This is a genomic window from uncultured Psychromonas sp. (assembly GCF_947489755.1).
In the GTDB taxonomy this organism is placed as follows: domain Bacteria; phylum Pseudomonadota; class Gammaproteobacteria; order Enterobacterales; family Psychromonadaceae; genus Psychromonas.
Window position 1 is genome coordinate 142,884 of the sequence record NZ_CANLFB010000003.1, and the last position, 20,452, is coordinate 163,335.

General features: G+C 36.6%; 12 protein-coding genes. 9 read left to right on the top strand and 3 right to left on the bottom strand.

Annotated features, from left to right (window positions below; translation table 11 throughout):
* Positions 1-69 precede the first annotated feature (69 nt).
* Complete coding sequence (locus Q0794_RS02920) at positions 70-729, top strand: 7-cyano-7-deazaguanine/7-aminomethyl-7-deazaguanine transporter (protein ID WP_160061919.1); 660 nt, start codon at positions 70-72, stop codon at positions 727-729.
* 374 nt (positions 730-1,103) lie between these two features.
* Here Q0794_RS02920 and Q0794_RS02925 read toward each other — a convergent pair whose 3' ends face one another.
* Positions 1,104-1,868, bottom strand: a complete 765-nt coding sequence (locus Q0794_RS02925) for a hypothetical protein (protein ID WP_298940018.1) — start codon at positions 1,866-1,868, stop codon at positions 1,104-1,106.
* Positions 1,869-1,899: 31 nt separating this feature from the next.
* Positions 1,900-2,169, bottom strand: coding sequence for a DUF2960 family protein (locus Q0794_RS02930; RefSeq protein WP_298940019.1), 270 nt, complete (start codon positions 2,167-2,169; stop codon positions 1,900-1,902).
* Between the two features lie 384 nt (positions 2,170-2,553).
* Between Q0794_RS02930 and Q0794_RS02935 the strand changes: the two genes are divergently transcribed.
* The 4 genes from Q0794_RS02935 (at position 2,554) to Q0794_RS02950 (ending at position 6,822) form a co-directional block, all read left to right on the top strand.
* Positions 2,554-4,278, top strand: a complete 1,725-nt coding sequence (locus Q0794_RS02935; RefSeq protein ID WP_298940020.1) for an AMP-binding protein — start codon at positions 2,554-2,556, stop codon at positions 4,276-4,278.
* Between the two features lie 303 nt (positions 4,279-4,581).
* Entirely contained in the window at positions 4,582-4,716 is a 135-nt protein-coding gene (locus Q0794_RS02940) for a hypothetical protein (protein WP_298940021.1), read from the top strand.
* A gap of 560 nt (positions 4,717-5,276) precedes the next feature.
* The gene (locus Q0794_RS02945) at positions 5,277-5,555 is read left to right on the top strand and encodes a peptidylprolyl isomerase (protein ID WP_298940022.1); all 279 of its coding nucleotides are present in this window, start codon (positions 5,277-5,279) and stop codon (positions 5,553-5,555) included.
* Positions 5,556-5,934: 379 nt separating this feature from the next.
* On the top strand, positions 5,935-6,822 hold the full coding sequence (locus Q0794_RS02950) for a J domain-containing protein (protein WP_298940023.1): 888 nt from the start codon (positions 5,935-5,937) through the stop codon (positions 6,820-6,822).
* 286 nt (positions 6,823-7,108) lie between these two features.
* On the opposite strand, the gene Q0794_RS02955 is transcribed toward Q0794_RS02950, so the two are convergent.
* Positions 7,109-8,959, bottom strand: coding sequence for a sigma 54-interacting transcriptional regulator (locus Q0794_RS02955; RefSeq protein WP_298940024.1), 1,851 nt, complete (start codon positions 8,957-8,959; stop codon positions 7,109-7,111).
* A gap of 415 nt (positions 8,960-9,374) precedes the next feature.
* On the opposite strand from Q0794_RS02955, the gene cynS reads away from it, so the two are divergent.
* From cynS to Q0794_RS02975, 4 genes are all read left to right on the top strand, one after another.
* Positions 9,375-9,815: a cyanase gene (cynS, locus tag Q0794_RS02960; protein ID WP_160061901.1), complete on the top strand. Its 441-nt coding sequence runs from the start codon at positions 9,375-9,377 to the stop codon at positions 9,813-9,815.
* Positions 9,816-9,946: 131 nt separating this feature from the next.
* Positions 9,947-10,768: a formate/nitrite transporter family protein gene (locus tag Q0794_RS02965; protein ID WP_298940025.1), complete on the top strand. Its 822-nt coding sequence runs from the start codon at positions 9,947-9,949 to the stop codon at positions 10,766-10,768.
* A 272-nt stretch (positions 10,769-11,040) separates the two neighbouring features.
* Positions 11,041-11,874 carry a helix-turn-helix domain-containing protein gene (locus Q0794_RS02970; protein WP_298940026.1) on the top strand — a complete coding sequence of 278 codons (834 nt, stop codon included), beginning with the start codon at positions 11,041-11,043 and terminating at the stop codon, positions 11,872-11,874.
* A 38-nt stretch (positions 11,875-11,912) separates the two neighbouring features.
* Complete coding sequence (locus Q0794_RS02975) at positions 11,913-20,450, top strand: type I polyketide synthase (RefSeq protein WP_298940027.1); 8,538 nt, start codon at positions 11,913-11,915, stop codon at positions 20,448-20,450.
* Positions 20,451-20,452: the final 2 nt, after the last annotated feature.

Below are 20,452 nucleotides of genomic sequence, written 5' to 3' on the forward strand. Positions count from 1 at the left end.
AAGCGGGTTCCCTCACCCCGTTGTTACATTAAAAAGTGGCAGTAAAAGCCACAATAAAAAGGTCAAAATATGTTATCACTTTCAAACACGCAAATTCGCCGTGCGCTTACGCTATTGGTTGGGTTTCACATCATTATCGTTTGTGCTAGTAACTATCTAGTACAATTGCCATTTACTTTATTTGGCTGGCACACTACATGGGGTGCTTTTAGTTTCCCTTTTGTTTACCTTGCAACGGATTTGACGGTCAGAATCTTCGGACAGAAGAATGCTCGACGCATCATCTTTAAAGCCATGTTGCCTGCATTAGTTGTTTCTTATGTCATTGGGGTGTTATTTCACCAAGGAATATTCCAAGGGATGGATTCATTAGCTAACTATAATAGTTTTGTGTTACGCATTGCTGCTGCAAGTTTTGCGGCGTATTTATTTGGGCAGTTACTTGATATTAAAGTATTTGCAAATTTACGCCTGACTAAATCTTGGTGGATTGCACCAACAGCATCCACTTTATTAGGTAACTTACTGGATACCTTAATCTTCTTCTCTTTAGCTTTTTACGCATCGACAGATGAGTTCATGGCGGCTAATTGGCCTGAAATTGCGATGGTAGATTACGGTTTTAAATTGTTAGTGAGCCTGTGTTTATTTTTACCGGCATATGGCGTGTTATTAAAAGTGTTGGAAAAACGTATTATCAAATTACCTGACCCAGTTTCTTTAGCTTAGAAGCCATATTTATAAGCTATATTTAAAAACAATACTTAGAAACAATATGTTAGATGGAATAGTTTCTAAAAACACCTAACAAAAAATAATTTTTTATTAAAATAATCAGCCAATAAAAAGTTCAAAGGGAGAGCTTCTTATTGGCTGTTTTAGTTTTAATCCCTTAATAAATAATCTTTTCTTAATAACCTAATCATCTACTTATATCGATTATTGATCATTCATTATAATCTTATTGTTTTTAGATTCAGATAATAAGTGATTAATTCTAATCTTGTCTTTTAGAAAATAGAATATAATTTATATGGATGAACTGCTAATATCATTAACCGTTCATGTCTTATTAGAAGTGTATTACTAACGGGAAACTAAGTTTATTTCGAATAAACTTGTTGTAACGATGACCATTCAATATCTTCCCAACTATCAGGGTTTGGCCATTGTTCAGGGGAAGCCGTTAAATCAAGATATTCAACCTTAGTGACTGGATCGCCTTCAAATACATTATCAACAACAATTTTTGAATTTGGAGCGGTACAAATAGTTAAATCAGTTTTCATCTTTAATAATAACTTAGGGTCAACCTTGTCATTCTGACTTTCATAATCATAAATAACTCTAATATTTTTTTGTTTAGAAACAGGGTGCTTCAATAACAAAAAATATAACAAACCACCGTGTTTTGGCTCTTTAAAACATTTTACTGATTTTACTTTATAACGTTCAGCCTGAATTTTTTGTGCCGCTAAATCAGCCTTAACATAGGTATAACCGCTTTCAGAGGTTGATAACCACTTTCTCGTTGAGTTAATAGCAAATAATCCAGCAACAATAATGGCTATAGGGAATATAACCGTTGAGTAATCACTACTAACACCAATATCGATAGAGGCAAAGGTTGTCAATATTAAGCTACTGAGGAACCAAAGAATACAAAATCCAAACAATGAAAATACCCAAAATACAGCAGTATTGAGTGCCGCTTTAAGGTAGCGCTTTTTAGGGGCTGGTAACGTCCCCAATACGTGAGCCAAAAAGAGATGTTCTATTTCAGTCATATCACGTAAGAGATCAGTGCTTATATCGTTGTTATTTTGCTTGTTATTCTTTTTGTTATTCTTTTTGTTAGTCTCGTTCATATAGCGCTATCCACAATGATCTTGAGCGAACTTATTTTTCTTTCTTTTCTTTGTCTTTAGTTTCGTCTCTTACAAATTTTATGTCTGAAAAACCCATGCGTTCAAATTCATTTGCACGGTAGTTTTTCATGATACCTTGACCACGTGAACTCATCTCAAGTTGCTTTTCCATCGCCCAAAATGATGTTAAGTCAACATCTTCTGCTGCGGCTACCGCTTCAAAAATATCAAAGTGTTGGCTGAATGAAAATGCGATAGTTTTTTTAGTGCCTTGATAAAAATAAGTTACTTGGCGTGCCATAAAAATTGTCTCTATAAATAAAAAAAAAGATTTTAACACAGCTTTAAGTGTTGCTATAACATCCTTTTAAATTTAATCAAAGATACCCCTATAATAAGGATTCCGTTGTTATATACAGTAAAATAAAACAGTCATTAGTGTGTATTTATTAGGGTGAAGTTTATTTCGTTATTATTAAAGTCTTTGTTTTGGGTATTTTGAGTCATTTAATAGGCTAAAGTGTTATAAAACTCTGATAATAAGCACTGTAATACGCATTTTAGTCGTTTTACCTTGGGTTGTTTTAGGTTGTTGATATAATATTCAGCAACAACTTAATCATTTATTGAATTTTGAGCTTAGTCGCTATTCATCAATCAATTACTTAAATATAAAGGCTTTAATATGTCGCTTAATCTTTCTCATAACAATTTAATGTCTTTAGCTGACCATTCATTTAAAAAATATGCGTCCAATACATTTGTGTGCAATGTAGGTGAAGAAGGGCTTACTTATCAAGAAGCACAGCAAAAAGTCATTCAATTGCAAGCCATGTTTAAAGATTTAGGACTAAAGCAAGGTGATAAAATTGCAATATGCAGTGAAAATATGCCACATTGGGGGATCGTTTATTTAGCGATCACTGCGATGGGCGCTATCGCGGTTCCTATTTTGCCAGATTTTCATACTAATGAAATTCATCACATAATTAAACACTCTGAAGTGAAAGCTGTTTTTGTTTCTCAAAAATTGAGTGCTAAATTAAATGAAGATGATTTTAGTTCGAGCTTATCTTATGTGTTCTCACTAGAAACATTTGATTTAATTGAAGATAAAACACCTAAACACTCAGAATTTTTCGTTAAAGGCGTTCAAACTATTGCGCAAATGAAAGACAAAGCAATACAGTTTGCACAACAAAAGAAATTGTTGAAAATGAGTGAGATAGACAATACCTTGACCATTAATCCAAACGATCTAGCTGTGATTATTTATACGTCAGGGACAACCGGTCAATCAAAAGGCGTGATGCTAAGTCATTACAACTTAATGGCGCAACTTTACCAAGCGAATACATTGACAGATATACATGATCAAGATCGCTTCCTTTCTATATTACCTTTAGCACATACCTTTGAATGTTCAGTTGGTTTCTTAGTGCCTTTTTCAAATGGTGGATCGATACATTACATTAACCGTGTACCTTCCCCAAAAATCATCTTAGCGGCAATGCAAACCGTTAAACCTACTTGTATGTTAAGTGTGCCGCTGGTGATTGAGAAAATTTATAAAAACAAAATATTAGTTGAGTTTAATAAAAATAAACTGATTAAATATCTGTACAACAATGTCAGCTTTGCACGTAAAAAGCTTAATAAAATAGCCGGTCAAAAACTAATGGAAAGTTTTGGTGGTGAAATGAAATTCTTTGGTATTGGTGGCGCTAAATTATCAAGCTACGTTGAACAGTTCTTATTAGAAGCTAACTTTCCTTATGCGATTGGTTACGGATTAACGGAAACCGCGCCTATTATTGCTGGTGCTGTCCCTGGAAATACGCGTTTAGGCACAACAGGCATATTTGTACCTGATATGGAATATCGATTCATTAAACAAAATGAAGAAGATAAAGAGGGCGAGTTACACGTTCGAGGTCCTAACGTGATGTTAGGTTATTACAAAGAAGATGAGCGTACAAAAGAAGTATTAGACGAAGATGGGTGGTTTAATACTGGTGATTTAGGTTATGCGGATGAAATGGGAATTTTAACCATTAGTGGCCGTACTAAAAATGTCATCATCAGCTCTAGTGGTGAAAATATTTATCCAGAGTCGATAGAAAATGTGATCAATCGTCATCCTTTAGTGATTGATTCAATGGTCTATGAGCTAGAGAAAAAACTCGTTGCTAAAATTTATATCGATTATGACCTGTTTGATGAGCAACATAATCTTAAAACAGAAACCGATGCTGACTTACACAAAGAGATCTTGGTGTTGTTAGAAGACATTAAAAATGAATCAAATGGACTTTTATCTTCATTCTCTAAGCTGAACTCAGTGGTGGAACAAACAGAACCTTTTATCAAAACACCAACAAAGAAGATCAAACGTTATATGCACATGTAACTCGTTTAGTTCATCGAATACGCCTAGTTTAGTCATGCTGATTAAGCTGGGTGATTTATAGGTTATTTCATTTGCTGCTCTGTTGATCGCTCTTCCTTAAATTAAAAATGAGGAAGTTGATCACATATTATTCAACCTCTTTAAGCCCCACGCTTTAATTGCACTTTATGCTGATTCAAATCAAAGTTGCTAAGGCTCTCATTAAATACATTGTCACTACGTAGTTAGTACGCGGTGACGGTATAGCGACTACCTACACTTCATTAATAAATGTTAATACTCAATGTAGTTAAGGAGCTAAGAATGGAATTTTTCGCTATGTTATTGGACGATCCTATCGTGGCGGCAGGTGTCGCTGTGATTGTTAGTACAACTTGTATCATCGGTTATATCGCTTACTATTTTATTAAAAATGTCATCAATTCTAAACCTCGTTAGTTTTATCGAATAATTTAATGCTTGTTTCGTTGAAGTGTAATAATGATTTGAGCGATTTTATCGGTCATTGATAGCAGTTTAATTTGACTGATCAATTTGAAGAGCCTATCGATGGCAGGTTAATTTGACTGGCCAATTTGAAGAGCTTATCGATGGCAGGTTATTTTGACTGACCAATTTGAAGAGCTTATCGATGATAGGTTAATTTGACTGAATAATTTGAAGAGGTTAGTGATGGTAGCTTCTTTGGATTAGTCAATTTAAACAGGTTATTAATAAAGCCTGTCTTCATTACTCACTATAGGAGTAATGTTCTTAGCGATGTTGATCAACGGAAAGCTAAAAATAGAGATCACAAGTAACCGTTTTAACCTTTAATAAAGTGTATAGTTTCTACTTTATACGTGTATTTTACGGCTATTAACTTCTTCTAAATCATTGTCAGCGACAACCACTTTCGCAGCTTAACCGCACTAATAGGTATCAGTGAATAATAGTTATTAGTTAAAATACAGGTATAATTATGCAAAGTAATATTGTCTAAAAAAGAGATTTAAATCATGGCTAAAACCGCATCAGCACTTCATATCCTAGTAAAACATCAAGATAAAGCAGAAGATATTATTGCTCAATTAAAAAAGGGCGCTAAGTTTCAAACGTTAGCAAAAAAGTATTCAACTTGTCCGTCAGGTAAAAAAGGAGGGGATTTAGGTGAGTTTAAAAAAGGACAAATGGTACCTGCGTTTGACAAGGTCTGCTTTAATGCTGAGTTAATCACTCCACACTTAGTAAAAACCAAACACGGTTGGCATGTTGTTAAAATTTTATATAGAACTTAATCAGAATCTCATCATCATTTGCCTTGAGTCGTTATAGTTAAGTTATGCTCTTCGACTTTTTACGGGCTTCAATCTCTATATTTTTATATCCTTTGTTAAAACAAACTGGCATATTCAAATATTTCATAATTCCTCTAATCATAAAGAAGTAATTGCATTATAAAATGATGTTATTCATTTATTTTTTAAGATATCTATTTGTTTTATGGTTATTTTTTTGATTTTAATGTTTCTGAGTGTCACAATCAGTTTATTAAAGATGGATCTTAATTCCGATGAAAAATGATGGCTTATTAATTACAAAATAACAATAACAATAACAATAAAAGTAATATTAAACCATTGACCTCAACACCTAGCTAATGAGTGCCTCATTAAAATGAATAACCATGATATTTTAGGGACAAATGACTCTTGGTCAAATAAAGCAATCAGAAAACAATTTAAATTGTTATCGCTTAAAATACACCCAGATAAATCTGGTTCGAGTGAATTATTTAAAATTGTACATATTGCTTATAAAAAAGTAATGAATGGAGGTGGCAATGAACATTTTGTTTATTTACCTTCAGAAGAAACGGTAGTTGATGAGACGTCTCAAGATCCCGAATCATTAAAGATCCAAATACTGCAATTGATTGAAGAAGTTCGAATTAAAACCGATTGCTTAGATGAAGCCCATGCGCAAATTCATAAACTGACCGCAGATTCAGACGTGTCTAAAATCGCAGGCCAGCTAAAGTTAGCTTTGAGTGCCTTATTTATTATGCTCGTTGGTGGTTCATTCTTATTAATGTCAAATTGGAATAATCCTGAGCAATCAATCACGCCATCGGCTCGCTTCTTTCTTAGTTCTATGCCAAAAACGTTACCTGAAATACCAAAAATGTTGTTGAAATCCAAAAAACGGGATTGGAGTACTGTTCCTGGTTACTCTAAAGAAGGGGATTTTGGCGATTTTATTCTTATCACTGAGTTAGGTATTCCTACCTTGATGTTTAAAATTGATCAAACATTATATAACAGCGAACAAAAAGCAAAGTTAAGAAATGAAAAACACGGTTCTTGTGAAGCGGCATTGGGGATTAATGACTATCAAAAAGTGGGATTAATAAACCCATTTGCAAGGGCAACCATTGACTCTGATTTTGTATTCTCCATTTGGTTATTTGACAGTGTTGATCTGGAAATATTTAAAGACTTCAAAACACTCACATTAATTTGTGATGACTTGATTTACAGTGCAGAGTTGAAATTAAAAAAATAAGCGCTAATGGCCAGTTAGCTTGATCAATAATGAACGTACTAAAGCATTCAGGTACATTATTTATAGTGATCGACATGCACAATATTTTAGCTTAATAGGAAGCGTAAATACTATTGTATCTACCTTTCCTATTTCTTCTTCACCATATAATTAACTTAAAGCGGAATTAAGCTAACTATATAGCGGTTATAGCGTTTTATGTGCCAGTTAACCTGTTCTGAAGCTTTCATCTTATTCAAAAGATAGGGAGTGATAATCAACACTCATTAGTTAAACTGCTTTCCATTTAAACAAATACTAGTCGGTTAATTGCATACTTTTTTAGCTTCGAACTTAAGGTTGTAGGCTTTAACCCCAATAATGCTGCGGCACCATCTTCACCGTAAATTTTGCCATTACAATCCTTTAGAGCTTGCTCTAAATTATGTTTTTCTAATTGTTTATGCTGTACAGCACTGATCACATTCGTATTAAGATGTCGGCTAACCGTTCGGCTTTCTATCGTTGTTTCTCTGCCCAAAAAATCAAAGCTTAATTTATTACTTTTAGACAAAATAACCTGGCGCTCGATAATATTCTCAAGTTCTCGAATATTACCTGGCCATGCATAATCTTGTAAGTATTGCATTTGTGATAAGGGGACTTTAGGTGTTGATTGGTTTAGCTGTAAACAAATCTTATCGATGAAGTGTTTCACTAATAATGGTACATCATCTATACGCTCTCTTAATGGAGGGGAGTGAATAGGGAATACATTTAATCTAAAATACAGATCTTCTCTAAATTTATTTTTTTCTACTAACTTTTTTAAGTCTCTGTTGGTGGCTGCAATGACTCTTACATCAACATGACGTGTTTTCGATTCTCCTACACGTTCAAACTGCTGCTCTTGTAATACTCGTAATAATTTACCTTGCAGTTGTAGCGGTATTTCTCCTACTTCATCTAAGAAAATCGTGGCGCCATCTGCTAATTCAAAACGACCGACGCGGTCGGTAATAGCCCCAGAAAAAGCGCCTTTAACGTGTCCAAAAAATTCACTTTCAAACAGCTCTGATGGAATAGCCGCACAATTTACACGAATGAGAGGTCTTACTTTACGTTGGCTGGCTTCATGGATGGATCGCGCGATGAGTTCTTTACCTGTGCCTGATTCTCCAATAATTAAAACATTGGCATTCGTAGGAGCCACCAGTTCCATTTGATTCATCATATGTTTAATTTTAATGCTTTTTCCGATCATGTATTGATGGTTAAAATCTGCGTTTATTTCTTCGAGTAGATAAGCATTTTCCATTTCTAAGCGTTGTTTTAAAGCATCAACTTCCTTCAGTGCGGTTAATAGCTTATCTTGAGTTCGCTTACGTTCGGTGATATCTCGAAAGATAACCACTGCTCCTATTAAAGAACCATCTTCCGTGAGTGGAGTACTAGTGTACTCTACTGGAATAGGTTTATTTTTTTTAGACCAAAAGACTTCGTTATCCACACTGTGTACCGCACCGTCACTAAAGGCTTCATAAATAGGGCAGGTATGGACTTCATAGTGACTGCCATTAAGATGCGAATGGTGAATAATGTCATGTATCTTCTTGCCCATTAATTCGGATTTAGTCCAACCCAGAATTTTTTCTGCAGCTGCATTCACAAAAGTGGTTTGTCCTTTCGAGTCAACACCATAAATGCCATCGCCTACCGCGGTTAAGAGGAGTTGATTTTGTCGCTCTATTTGTTCGAAAATAGTTTCATCTTTATTCCAATGAAAAAATCCAGACTGATAATTAGATTCAATAATTGCATTAAAGTGACGTTTAAAAGTGGTATGGTTCTCTTCGCAGCTGAGTAGCAGGTTATTATTTAGCTGAACGGCATTGATACCCAAGCACAACGTTTTATAGCCTACTTCAATACTCAAATTATTTGTCCATGCACTCCCTTCAACAAACACTTGTTGTGTGAATAAATGTAACTGCTCTATGCAGTGTGGGAACAATTGAGTTGCCTTTTTGCTGAGTAACTCCTTCTCACTTTCATTAAACATTTTTTCTGTTAATTGGTTGACTGCTAACACGTGGTTATTAATGGGATCAATTAATAGCATGGCTGTTGGTGCGTTTAAAAACAATTGATTCGACATATAAGTACAACCTTCTTATTAGATTCAAAATTAATAGCTTATGAAGAGCAACTATTAAGCCAAATCAACGAAATATCGTTTCTACTACAACTATAAATCGTTGTTCAACGTTTTTTCGTGGTTGTGTGTTCCATAGAGTATTTAAAAATTTACCATAAAAACAATAAGTTAATACTTTTTTGTTGATTGGCATAGTTCATGCAATTACTTAAGCGATTCGTTCATATAAATAAACAATGGATTGATGAGAAGGGTTATCAGCAGTGTTGGTATCAAGATTCCAGATGAATATAGTTAATTATTTCGCACTGTTATCGTGCACTTTGATGTTATTACAGTGCAATTGACGCTATTTGTTATGCCAGAGTTTTAGACAAAATATCATTATTTCAAATAAAACAGTAAGGAAACAAGAATGAAAAAAATTGATGTTACAGAAGCCATCTTTGCAATTAAAAAAGACAGAGAGCTAACGTGGGAAGCTATTTCTGATGCGATAGGTATGTCTATTGTATGGACGACCTCTGCTTGCTTAGGTATGAACAGTTTTACCGAAGAAACTGCTGATAAATTGATTAAATACTTAGACTTACCGATAGATAGCAAAGCGACTTTGCTTGAGAATCCAACCAAAGAATGGGACAAAGCCGTACCACAAGATCCACTTATTTACCGTCTATATGAAGTGGTAGGTGTTTATGGCGATACGTTAAAGGAAGTTATTCAAGAAAAATTTGGTGATGGCATCATGAGTGCGATCGATTTCACCATGGATGTAGATAAACAAGAAGATCCAAAAGGCGATCGAGTGATTGTGACGCTTAATGGAAAATTTTTGCCTTATAAAGCTTGGTAAAAAGTTTAAAAATATCAGTAATAAAAAGTACGCAAGGATTGTTCCTCAACAAGTATGTTGAATCAAAATGGTAAATGATTTGTTAATACTCTTAATATAAATGCTTACCACACATTAAAAGTGAGAAAATTATGTCTTATTTAGAACCCTCTGAATTTGTTACAAAAATGGTTGATACTGGTGAATCAAAAGTCTTCATGTCAACGAAGGATACGTTAATACGCGCATTTATGGCTGGTGCGATATTAGGGTTAGCGGCAGTGTTTGCGATTACTGTTGCTACAAAAACAGGGAGTCCAATATTAGGGGCTTGTTTATTCCCTGTTGGTTTCATTATGTTGTATCTAATGAAGTTTGATTTATTAACCGGTGTATTTACTTTAGTACCGTTAGCATTACTTGATAAACGCTCGGGTGTCACTCTATCAGGTGTTATGCGTAACTGGGGATTAGTGTTTATTGGTAACTTCGCTGGTGCAATGACCACTGCGTTCTTTATGTCATTTATTTTAACTTATGGTTATTCAGCGGATGGTGGTGTTATCGCGGCTAAAGTGAGCAGCATAGGTGAATCTCGTACTTTAGGTTATCAAGAACACGGTGTAGGTGGTTGGTTTACTATTTTTATTCGTGGCATGTTATGTAACTGGATGGTGTCAATGGGCGTTGTTGGTGCATTAATTTCTACATCAGCAGGTAGCAAAATGGCGGCAATGTGGATGCCTGTTATGTTGTTCTTTTACATGGGTTTTGAGCATTCAATTGTGAATATGTTTTTATTCCCATTCTCAATGATCATGGGGGGGGATTTCACTGTTTATGATTACTTATTATGGAATGAAATCCCAACGGTATTAGGTAATTTAGCTGGTGGTTTATTATTAGTTGGCTTACCGCTTTATTACACGCACGTTAAAACATCAGCCGCGCGTAAAGTGTTGAACCGTGTTTAATCTTATTTCTTTATAGAGTCTATTTATTACAAAATGGTACATTTAAGAGGAATGTAGAAGTTAAAAATAGTTAAAATCTGTAACTATAAACGGCTTCATGATTAACTTCATGAGGCCGTTTTTATTTGTACTAGGTAACAAATATTAAAGGATGGATTTATCTTTTAATATGAAGTCTCTAGCATTAAGTTAATTAAAGGTATCGGTAGATTGTATAGGGCATGATACCTGTGTATATTAGACTTACTTTTTATTTTAGTGAATGTATTCTATTGACCGTCAAGCAACATAAAAACGCAACCACCACTCCAGAAATTAGAGCTTTTATTCGCGCTTCTGAATTGCCGACGGCAGTATTAGCACGCCTTTTAAAGATATCTGAATCTACTGTGCGTAAATGGCGCCAACGTGAAACGCTTGAAGATGCCTCTCATATTCCAAAACACTCTAAAACAACACTTACCTTGCAACAACAATACGTGGTGGTGCAATTACGTACCCATTTGATGCTTTCTCTCGATGAGTTGTTAAAAGTGTGTCGTCAATTTATTAATGAAAACACTTCTCGTGCAGGACTACAGCGCTGTTTGAAACGACATGGTGTTTCTAAACTAGCCGATATTGACCCTGCTGGTGAGTTACTTGAGCTTGAACAACAGGTAAGCGTTGCGATTCAAGATAATACTTCCGATAAGGTAATGAATTCAGTGGTTAATCCACAAGCCATGTTAGATGTGCTAAATCAATTACGCCTTGAAGAAGTTAATAAAGAACAAAACAGTGAGCTTGCTAACCATGCGCGAACAGCAAAAACACGTAATTTAACCTGTTCTGATGTCGTGCAAGTGAGTGTAACAACGTTGCCTGAGCTTGATAAAAAGTCAGACATAAAGTCAGAAAAAAATACTAAACAACATCGTTTATTAATTGCGAATGACCCTGATAGTCAATGGGTTTATGTGGATTTATATCAAGACGATGAAGCTGATGCTGCAAGACGTTATATGAAACATGTTTTAAAGCACGCACCGTTCCATATTCGTCGCTTATTAGCGGCAAATTATAATGAATTTTTAAGCAGATTTCATTTGTTGAGTGAACAGTAAAACTCAACAAATTAATAGTAATGCCATTGGAGAAAATAATGTCAAAAAAGCAAACCACCAACACAGCGTCAGATAAGCGTATTAATTCTCGCTTACAAGAAACGCCGATTGCAATTGTTGGTATGGCTTCGGTTTTTGCAGAGAGTAAAAACCTTGGACAATTTTGGGACACCATCGTTAACTCTGTTAATGGCATTCAAGATGTGCCTGAAGACCGTTGGGCGATCGATGACTATTATTCAGCTGATAAAAAAGCAGCGGACAAAAGTTACTGTAAACGTGGTGGCTTTTTACCTGAAATTGACTTTGACCCAATGGAGTTTGGCTTACCGCCGAACATATTAGAATTAACCGATATTACGCAGTTAATGGCATTAGTGGTTGCGCGTGATGTATTAGCAGATGCGGGTGTCAGTGAAGAAAGTAGCTTTGACCGCGATAGAATGGGCATTACATTAGGTGTTGGCGGCGGTCAAAAGCAAGGCGGACAACTAATGTCTCGCTTGCAAGGCCCTGTATTAGAAAAAGTATTAAAAGCCTCTGGCTTAAATGCTGAAGATACCAACATCATTGTTGATAAATTTAAAAGTGCTTATATCCCGTGGGAAGAGAATTCATTCCCTGGCATGTTAGGGAATGTCATTGCAGGGCGTATTGCTAATCGTTTTAATTTGGGTGGCACTAACTGTGTTGTTGATGCGGCGTGCGCAGGTTCTTTAGCGGCGATTAAAATGGCGGTGTCAGATCTGTTAGAATATCGTTCAGATATGATGTTATCAGGCGGAATCTGTTGTGATAACTCGCCTTTCATGTACATGTCATTCTCTAAAACCCCTGCATTTACTGATGGCGATTGTATTCGTCCTTTTGATGACAAATCAAATGGGATGATGATCGGTGAAGGCGTGGGAATGATTGCATTAAAACGTTTAGAAGATGCTGAACGTGATGGCGACCGTATTTACTCAGTGATTAAAGGTATTGGTAGTTCCTCTGATGGTAAATTTAAATCTATTTATGCACCACGCCCAGAAGGACAATTAAAAGCCTTAAAACGTGCTTATCAAGATGCTGGTTTTGACCCAAAAACGTGTGGGTTAATCGAAGCACATGGCACAGGCACTAAAGCGGGTGATGCTGCTGAGTTCAGAGGATTAGAATTACTATTTAGCGAGAATAATGATCAAAAACAGCATGTTGCATTAGGCTCTGTTAAATCACAAGTTGGCCATACTAAAGCCGCGGCAGGGACAGCTGGTTTAATCAAAGCTGCATTGGCATTACACCATAAAGTGCTACCTGCGACGATTAACGTTGATAAACCTAATGAAAACCTAGACATTGAAAATACGCCTTTGTATATCAATTCTGAAACACGCCCTTGGATGCCTCGTGCTGATGGTATAAAACGTCAAGCAGGCATTAGTTCATTTGGTTTTGGTGGTACTAACTTCCATTTAGTGTTGGAAGAATACGCACCAACTCAACAGGGCGCTTATCGTTTAAACGACGTTGCACAGTCATTTTTAATCGCTGCGAAGAGTAAAGCTGATTTAATTAACCTCATTGATGCTGAATTAAAGGCAATCAATGTTGATGTTGAACTGCAACCTTATGCGTTTAATCAGTTAGTTGTTTCTTATTCAGTTAACAAAATCAAAGAAGATCATGCTCGCTGTGGCTTTGTAGCAAACAATGCAACACAAGCTAAACAAATGCTCGAACAAATTCTTAAACAATTAAATACTGAACTGAGTAAAGAGTGGTCAACGCCAACGGGTATTTACTATCGTGAACAGGGTTTAAAAACAGCGGGCAAAGTCGTGGCTTTATTCTCAGGGCAAGGTTCACAATATCTCAATATGGGACGAGAATTAGTTTGTCATTTCCCAAGCATGATGGCCAGTCAGGTTTCAATTGATCAACAATTCCATCTAGCAGGGCAACAAAACCTATCTAATATTGTTTATCCTATTCCAGTGTTTGACGCGGAAAAAAGATCTCAGCAAGAACTCGATTTGCGCTTAACCCAATATGCGCAACCGGCTATTGGTAGTTTCTCTGTTGGTTTATTCAATACTTTTAAGCAAGCAGGTTTTAAAGCTGATTTCATGGCCGGTCATAGCTTTGGTGAATTAACCGCATTATGGGCAGCAGAGGTTATTTCAGAAACCGATTACATGGCATTAGCGATGGCACGTGGTCAAGCAATGTCGTCACCTGAAGACAGTGATTTTGATGCTGGGACCATGGCGGCGGTCATTGGTAATGTCGCTGACATTGAACTGCAAATTTCAACGATTAAAGATGTCAGTATTGCCAACTATAATGCGAGTAATCAAGCCGTGATCGCGGGTAGCAGCGAAGCAATAGCGACAGCGACTGCACAGTTAACTGACAATGGTTTTAAGGTCATAGCATTACCGGTTTCTGCTGCATTCCACACACCCTTGGTTGCACATGCTCAACAACCATTTGCTAAAGCAATTGATTCGGTCACGTTTAACAAGCCTAAGGTTGCTGTTTATGCCAATGCGACAGGTGAAGCACACAGTGACGATCAAGCGACGATTAAAGCATCACTAAAAGAGCATATTTTACAGTCAGTACAATTTAGTAAAGAAATTAATAACTTATACGATGCTGGTGGCCGCATTTTTGTAGAGTTTGGTCCTAAAAATGTGCTAACTCGATTGGTCGATAATATTTTAGAAGATAAAGCAGACGTGTTTACCATTGCAATTAATGGCAATGCCAAACAAAGTGCTGATGTACAGTTACGACAAGCCGCTATTCAATTGGCTGTGTTAGGTGTGGAAATGGATAATATTGACCCATACTCTGCGATTGCTCGTCCAACAGTTGCGCCTAAAAAATCACCTTTAGCAATGAAATTGTCAGGCGCTTCTTACGTTAGCCCTAAAACTAAAAAAGTATTTGAAGATGGTTTAACTGATAACTGGAAAATCTCTAATACACAACCAACTACACCAATAGTAAAAGAAGTCATTAAAGAAGTTATTGTTGAAAAGGTCGTTGAAAAAGTAGTTGAGAAAATCGTTTATGTTGATGCTCAAGGTCAGCAATTAGTAAATCAACCATCGTCAACTCAAGGTTCATCTATTCAAGCTTCATCTATTAAAGGAAGCGCAGCTGCTAATAACAATCAGCAATTAGCTTCTACTATAGAAAATAGTGTCGATCAGTTTGTTAAGCATCAATCTGAATTACTAGCAGTACACCAAGCTTATTTAGAAGGGCCAAATCAATATGCTGATACTTTTAAAAGTGTATTAGCGGCACAAGCGGGTCAACAAACATTACCAGAAGGATTAGATAGAACGTTAGCGATGTACCATGATTTCCAAACGGAAACGTTGCGTGTACATGAAACGTATCTGAATAATCAAACTGACAATATGCAGCAAATGTTGAATACGGTATCAAATACTCAGCGCAATGAGCTTAGTACGAGTGATGTCGCTTCGAATAATGTGGTTGCAAATAAAGCACCTTCGAATGTCACCGAAAAATTAAATACGGCTCAGCAAGTTACTTCAAAAAGTACACCACAAACTGCGCCTGTTAATACCTTAAATTTACAACAGCAATTGCAAGCTACACATCAGACCATCCAATCAGTTCAAGCCAAACCCTCAATTGATATTGAGCCAATTAATAAAATTAACGATGAAGTGGTGTCATTAAGTGGCAAAGAAATCGATTTAACTCAAGCTATTGAAAGCAAAATGTTATCGGTAGTCGCTGATAAAACAGGCTATCCAACAGAAATGTTAGAACTGAGCATGGATATGGAAGCGGATCTAGGTATCGACTCTATTAAACGTGTTGAAATTCTAGGGGCGGTACAAGATGACATTGCAAACTTACCCGAGTTAGATGCCGAGCAGTTGTCGCAAATGCGTACTTTGGCTGAAATCGTCACTTATATGAATTCAGTGATGAGATCTGTTGTGTCTGGTTCTACTAACGCTGCATCACCAATTGTTAGCTCAACGTCGCCTATCGATGTACAAGCAATCGACATTAACGTTATTGAAAGCACTATGCTATCGGTAGTGGCTGATAAAACAGGTTACCCAACAGAAATGTTGGAATTGAGCATGGATATGGAAGCGGATTTAGGTATCGACTCTATCAAACGTGTTGAAATTCTAGGTGCAGTACAAGATGAAATAGCCGACTTACCCGAGTTAGATGCTGAGCAATTATCACAAATGCGCACCTTAGCTGAAATTGTCACTTATATGAATTCAGTGATGGGATCTGTTGTGTCTGATTCTGCTAACGCTGCATCACCAGTTGCTAGTTCAACGTCGTCTCTCGATGCACAAGCAATCGACATTAATGTTATTGAAAAGACCATGTTATCGATTGTAGCTGATAAAACAGGTTACCCAACAGAAATGTTGGAATTGAGCATGGATATGGAAGCGGATTTAGGTATCGACTCTATCAAACGTGTTGAGATTCTAGGGGCGGTGCAAGATGAAATCACTGACTTACCCGAGTTAGATGCTGAGCAATTGTCACAAATGCGTACTTTGGCTGAAATTGTCACTTATATGAACTCTGTGATGGGAACTGTTGTGTCTGGTTCTGTTAATTATGCTAAAACCAACACAGCATCATCAGTTACAAGTTCAAGTGCATCTATCGATGCACAAGCAATCGACATTAACGTGATTGAAAAGATCATGTTATCGGTTGTAGCTGATAAAACAGGTTACCCAACAGAAATGCTAGAACTAAGCATGGATATGGAAGCGGACTTAGGTATCGACTCTATTAAACGTGTTGAGATCCTAGGGGCGGTGCAAGATGAAATTGCAGACTTACCAGAATTAGATGCTGAACAATTGTCACAAATGCGTACCTTAACTGAAATCGTCACTTATATGAACTCAGTGATGGGAACTGTTGTGTCTGGTTCTACTAATTATGCTAAAACCAACACAGCATCACCAGTTGCTAGTTCAACATCGCCTATCGATGTACAACCAATCGACATTAACGTGATTGAAAGCACCATGTTATCGGTGGTAGCTGATAAAACAGGTTACCCAACAGAAATGTTAGAATTGAGCATGGATATGGAAGCGGACTTAGGTATCGACTCTATTAAACGTGTTGAGATCCTAGGGGCGGTGCAAGATGAAATTGCAGACTTACCAGAGTTAGATGCTGAACAATTGTCACAAATGCGTACCTTAGCTGAAATCGTCACTTATATGAATTCAGTGATGGGCTCTGTTGCATCTGGTTCTGCTAATTATGCTAAAACCAACACAGCATCACCAGTTGCTAGTTCAACGTCGTCTCTCGATGCACAACCAATCGACATTAACGTGATTGAAAAGACCATGTTATCGGTTGTAGCTGATAAGACAGGTTACCCAACAGAAATGTTGGAATTGAGCATGGATATGGAAGCGGATCTTGGCATTGACTCTATCAAACGTGTTGAGATACTAGGGGCGGTGCAAGATGAAATTACTGACTTACCCGAGTTAGATGCTGAGCAGTTATCACAAATGCGTACCTTAGCTGAAATTGTTACTTATATGAATTCAGTGATGGGCTCTTCAACATCGAACTCTATTATTCCTGATGAGGCTATGACTTCTTCGTCATTAACTACAAGTTCGAATCATGTTGTCGATACTCAAGTAATCGACATTAACGTGATTGAAAAGACCATGTTATCGGTAGTCGCTGATAAAACAGGTTACCCAACAGAAATGTTGGAATTGAGCATGGATATGGAGGCGGACTTAGGTATCGACTCTATTAAACGTGTTGAGATCCTAGGGGCGGTGCAAGATGAAATCACCGACTTACCAGAGTTAGACGCTGAACAGCTATCACAAATGCGTACTTTGGATGAAATCATTTGTTATATGCAATCAGTGCAAACCGGTCCAATAGTGAATTCTCATGCTTCATTGAATGTTGCGAACGAACAAACACCTTCTAAGCCAATGCCAGAAAAGTCGATTGTGTTAGAACCTGCACCAAGTGCAACGGTGGAAATAAAAAAGCTTGCTGCACTTGAGTGTATTAACTCAAGTGTTGAAAATAAACATCTGCTATTAGTTAACGATGGTTTAGATAGTGGTGTGGTTACAGCGAATGAATTATCAACATTGGGTTGGATTGTTACAGTATTAACGCCGAGTTGGATAAAAAGTAAAATCACTAAAGTGTTTAATGAATCAATTTTACAAGTGACTTTATCTGAGTTAACAGAGCAAACATTAAACCAGGTATTACAAACGCAAGTACAATGGCAGTCAGTTATTTATCTACATCCTAAAACGGCTGTAGAAGGTATTACCTTTGAGAGTTGCCATAAGAAAGGCTTACAGTTGGCTTTCTTATTGGCTAAGCTCACTAAGCTTAATCAAAATGCTAATGAAAAAAATAATGGTGACCGTTCATCATTTTTAGTGTTAACACGTCAAGGTGGAGATTTTGCTACTCAAAATATTGATAAAAAAGCAGATCTTGTACAAGGTGGCTTATCTGGATTAGTAAAAACGTTAACCCATGAATGGGATAATGTGTTTTGCCGTATTGTAGATATTCCTACTAAATACAATGCTAATAAAGTGGCGAAAATTGTTGTTGGTGAATTAAATGATAAGCAACGTTTACCAGTTGAAGTAGGTTTCAATACTGAAGGGCGCTTATCTTTAGTCGCAAAAGAAACCGATAGTTATCAATTAGAAAGTGGACATCAATTAGACCAAGATGCCGTTTTTCTGGTTAGTGGCGGCGCAAAAGGGGTGACAGCGCATTGTGTTATCGAAATTGCTAAACAGTATCAATGTAAATTTATTTTATTAGGTCGTTCTCATTATCAAGCGCAAGAAGATGATTGGTCACTAAGTAGCGCCACTGAAGGTGACTTAAAGAAAGCAGCAATGCAACACTTAATGAATAGTGGTGAAAAGCCAAGCCCTAAATTAATTAAACAGATGATTGGCCCTGTATTAGCTAATCGAGAGATCACACAAACATTACAAGCAATTGAAACATTAGGTGGTATTGCTGAATACGTTTCTGCGGATGTATGTGACAAAGAAAAGCTTCAACAGGCTATTAATCCTATTTGTGATTTATGGGGGCCAATTACTGGTGTTATACATGGTGCAGGGGTGTTAGCTGATAAATTCATTGAGCAAAAAACATTAGCGGAATTTGACCAAGTTTATAATACTAAAATCGAAGGATTGAATGCCTTACTCGCTTGTTGTGAGTTAGATAATCTTAAGCATCTGGTGTTATTTTCATCTGCTGCGGGTTTTTATGGCAATCCTGGTCAGTCAGATTATGCCATTGCCAATGAAATTCTTAATAAAGCAGCTTACCGATTTAAGGCGTTATACCCAGCATCACAGGTATTAAGTTTTAATTGGGGTCCTTGGGATGGTGGCATGGTAACACCGGAACTTAAACGTATGTTTGATGAACGTGGTGTTTACATTATTCCTGTACAATCTGGTGCAAGCTTATTAGTCAGTGAATTAGCGGCTAAACATAATCGTTGCGTGCAGATTGTTGTAGGAACGGATATGTCAGGTACTGACAGCGAAAGTTCTGTCGAACACAACCTTGTCGATCATAACCTTGTTGATCAAAGCGCTGAACATGAGAACGTAGTTGATAAATCAAGTCATCAGCAGATTAAAACCTTTAATCATTTAGATAATGTTTTGTTAGCAGATCATAAAATCGATGGCCAGCAAGTTTTACCAACGGTTTGTGCTATTGCTTGGTTGAAATCAACCTGTGAGAGCTTATATCCAGAATATCAGTATCAAGGTATTGAAGACTTTAAACTGTTTAAAGGTATTGTTTTTGACGGCACACAGGCTGGCGAATATGTTATTGATACTAAGATCCTCGATCATAAAGTGCTTAACAGCAAAAATATCAAAGACTCTGACAATACGTTAAGTATTGAAGTGACGGTGGGGAGTGAAAATAAACAAGGTAAACCTGTTTTCCATTATAAAAGCACGGTCAATCTTGCTAAACCATTAGTTGAAAATACACCATTAGCGTATCAAGGTATTTTGCCTAAACTTGTTAAAAAGCAATCTTCACAAGCAGCATCATTATACGTTGATGGCAGTTTATTTCATGGTCCGAGCCTACAAGGTATTAAACATATTCATCAATTAGATGATTCAGGCTTATTACTGGAATGTGTTATTGATAAATCAGTTACTCAAGCTAAGGGTGAGTTTTTACTTGAAGAAACCAATGTTTTTGCCAATGACTTGGTTTATCAAGCGATGTTGGTATGGACAAGTAAGCAGATGGGATCAGGTAGTTTACCTACCAGTACTGCTGCTTGGCAGGTGTTTCGTGAAGTAAAAGTGGACGAATTTTTCTTTATAAAACTCAATATCATTAAAACAACCGGACAAAGTGTATTTGCTGACCTGTTATTGATTGATCAAAATAATAACATCATCAGCAAAATAACTGCTGCAGAAGTCACATGCAGTGCAAGTTTAAGTGAGTTATTTAAGGCTAGCGCTTAACC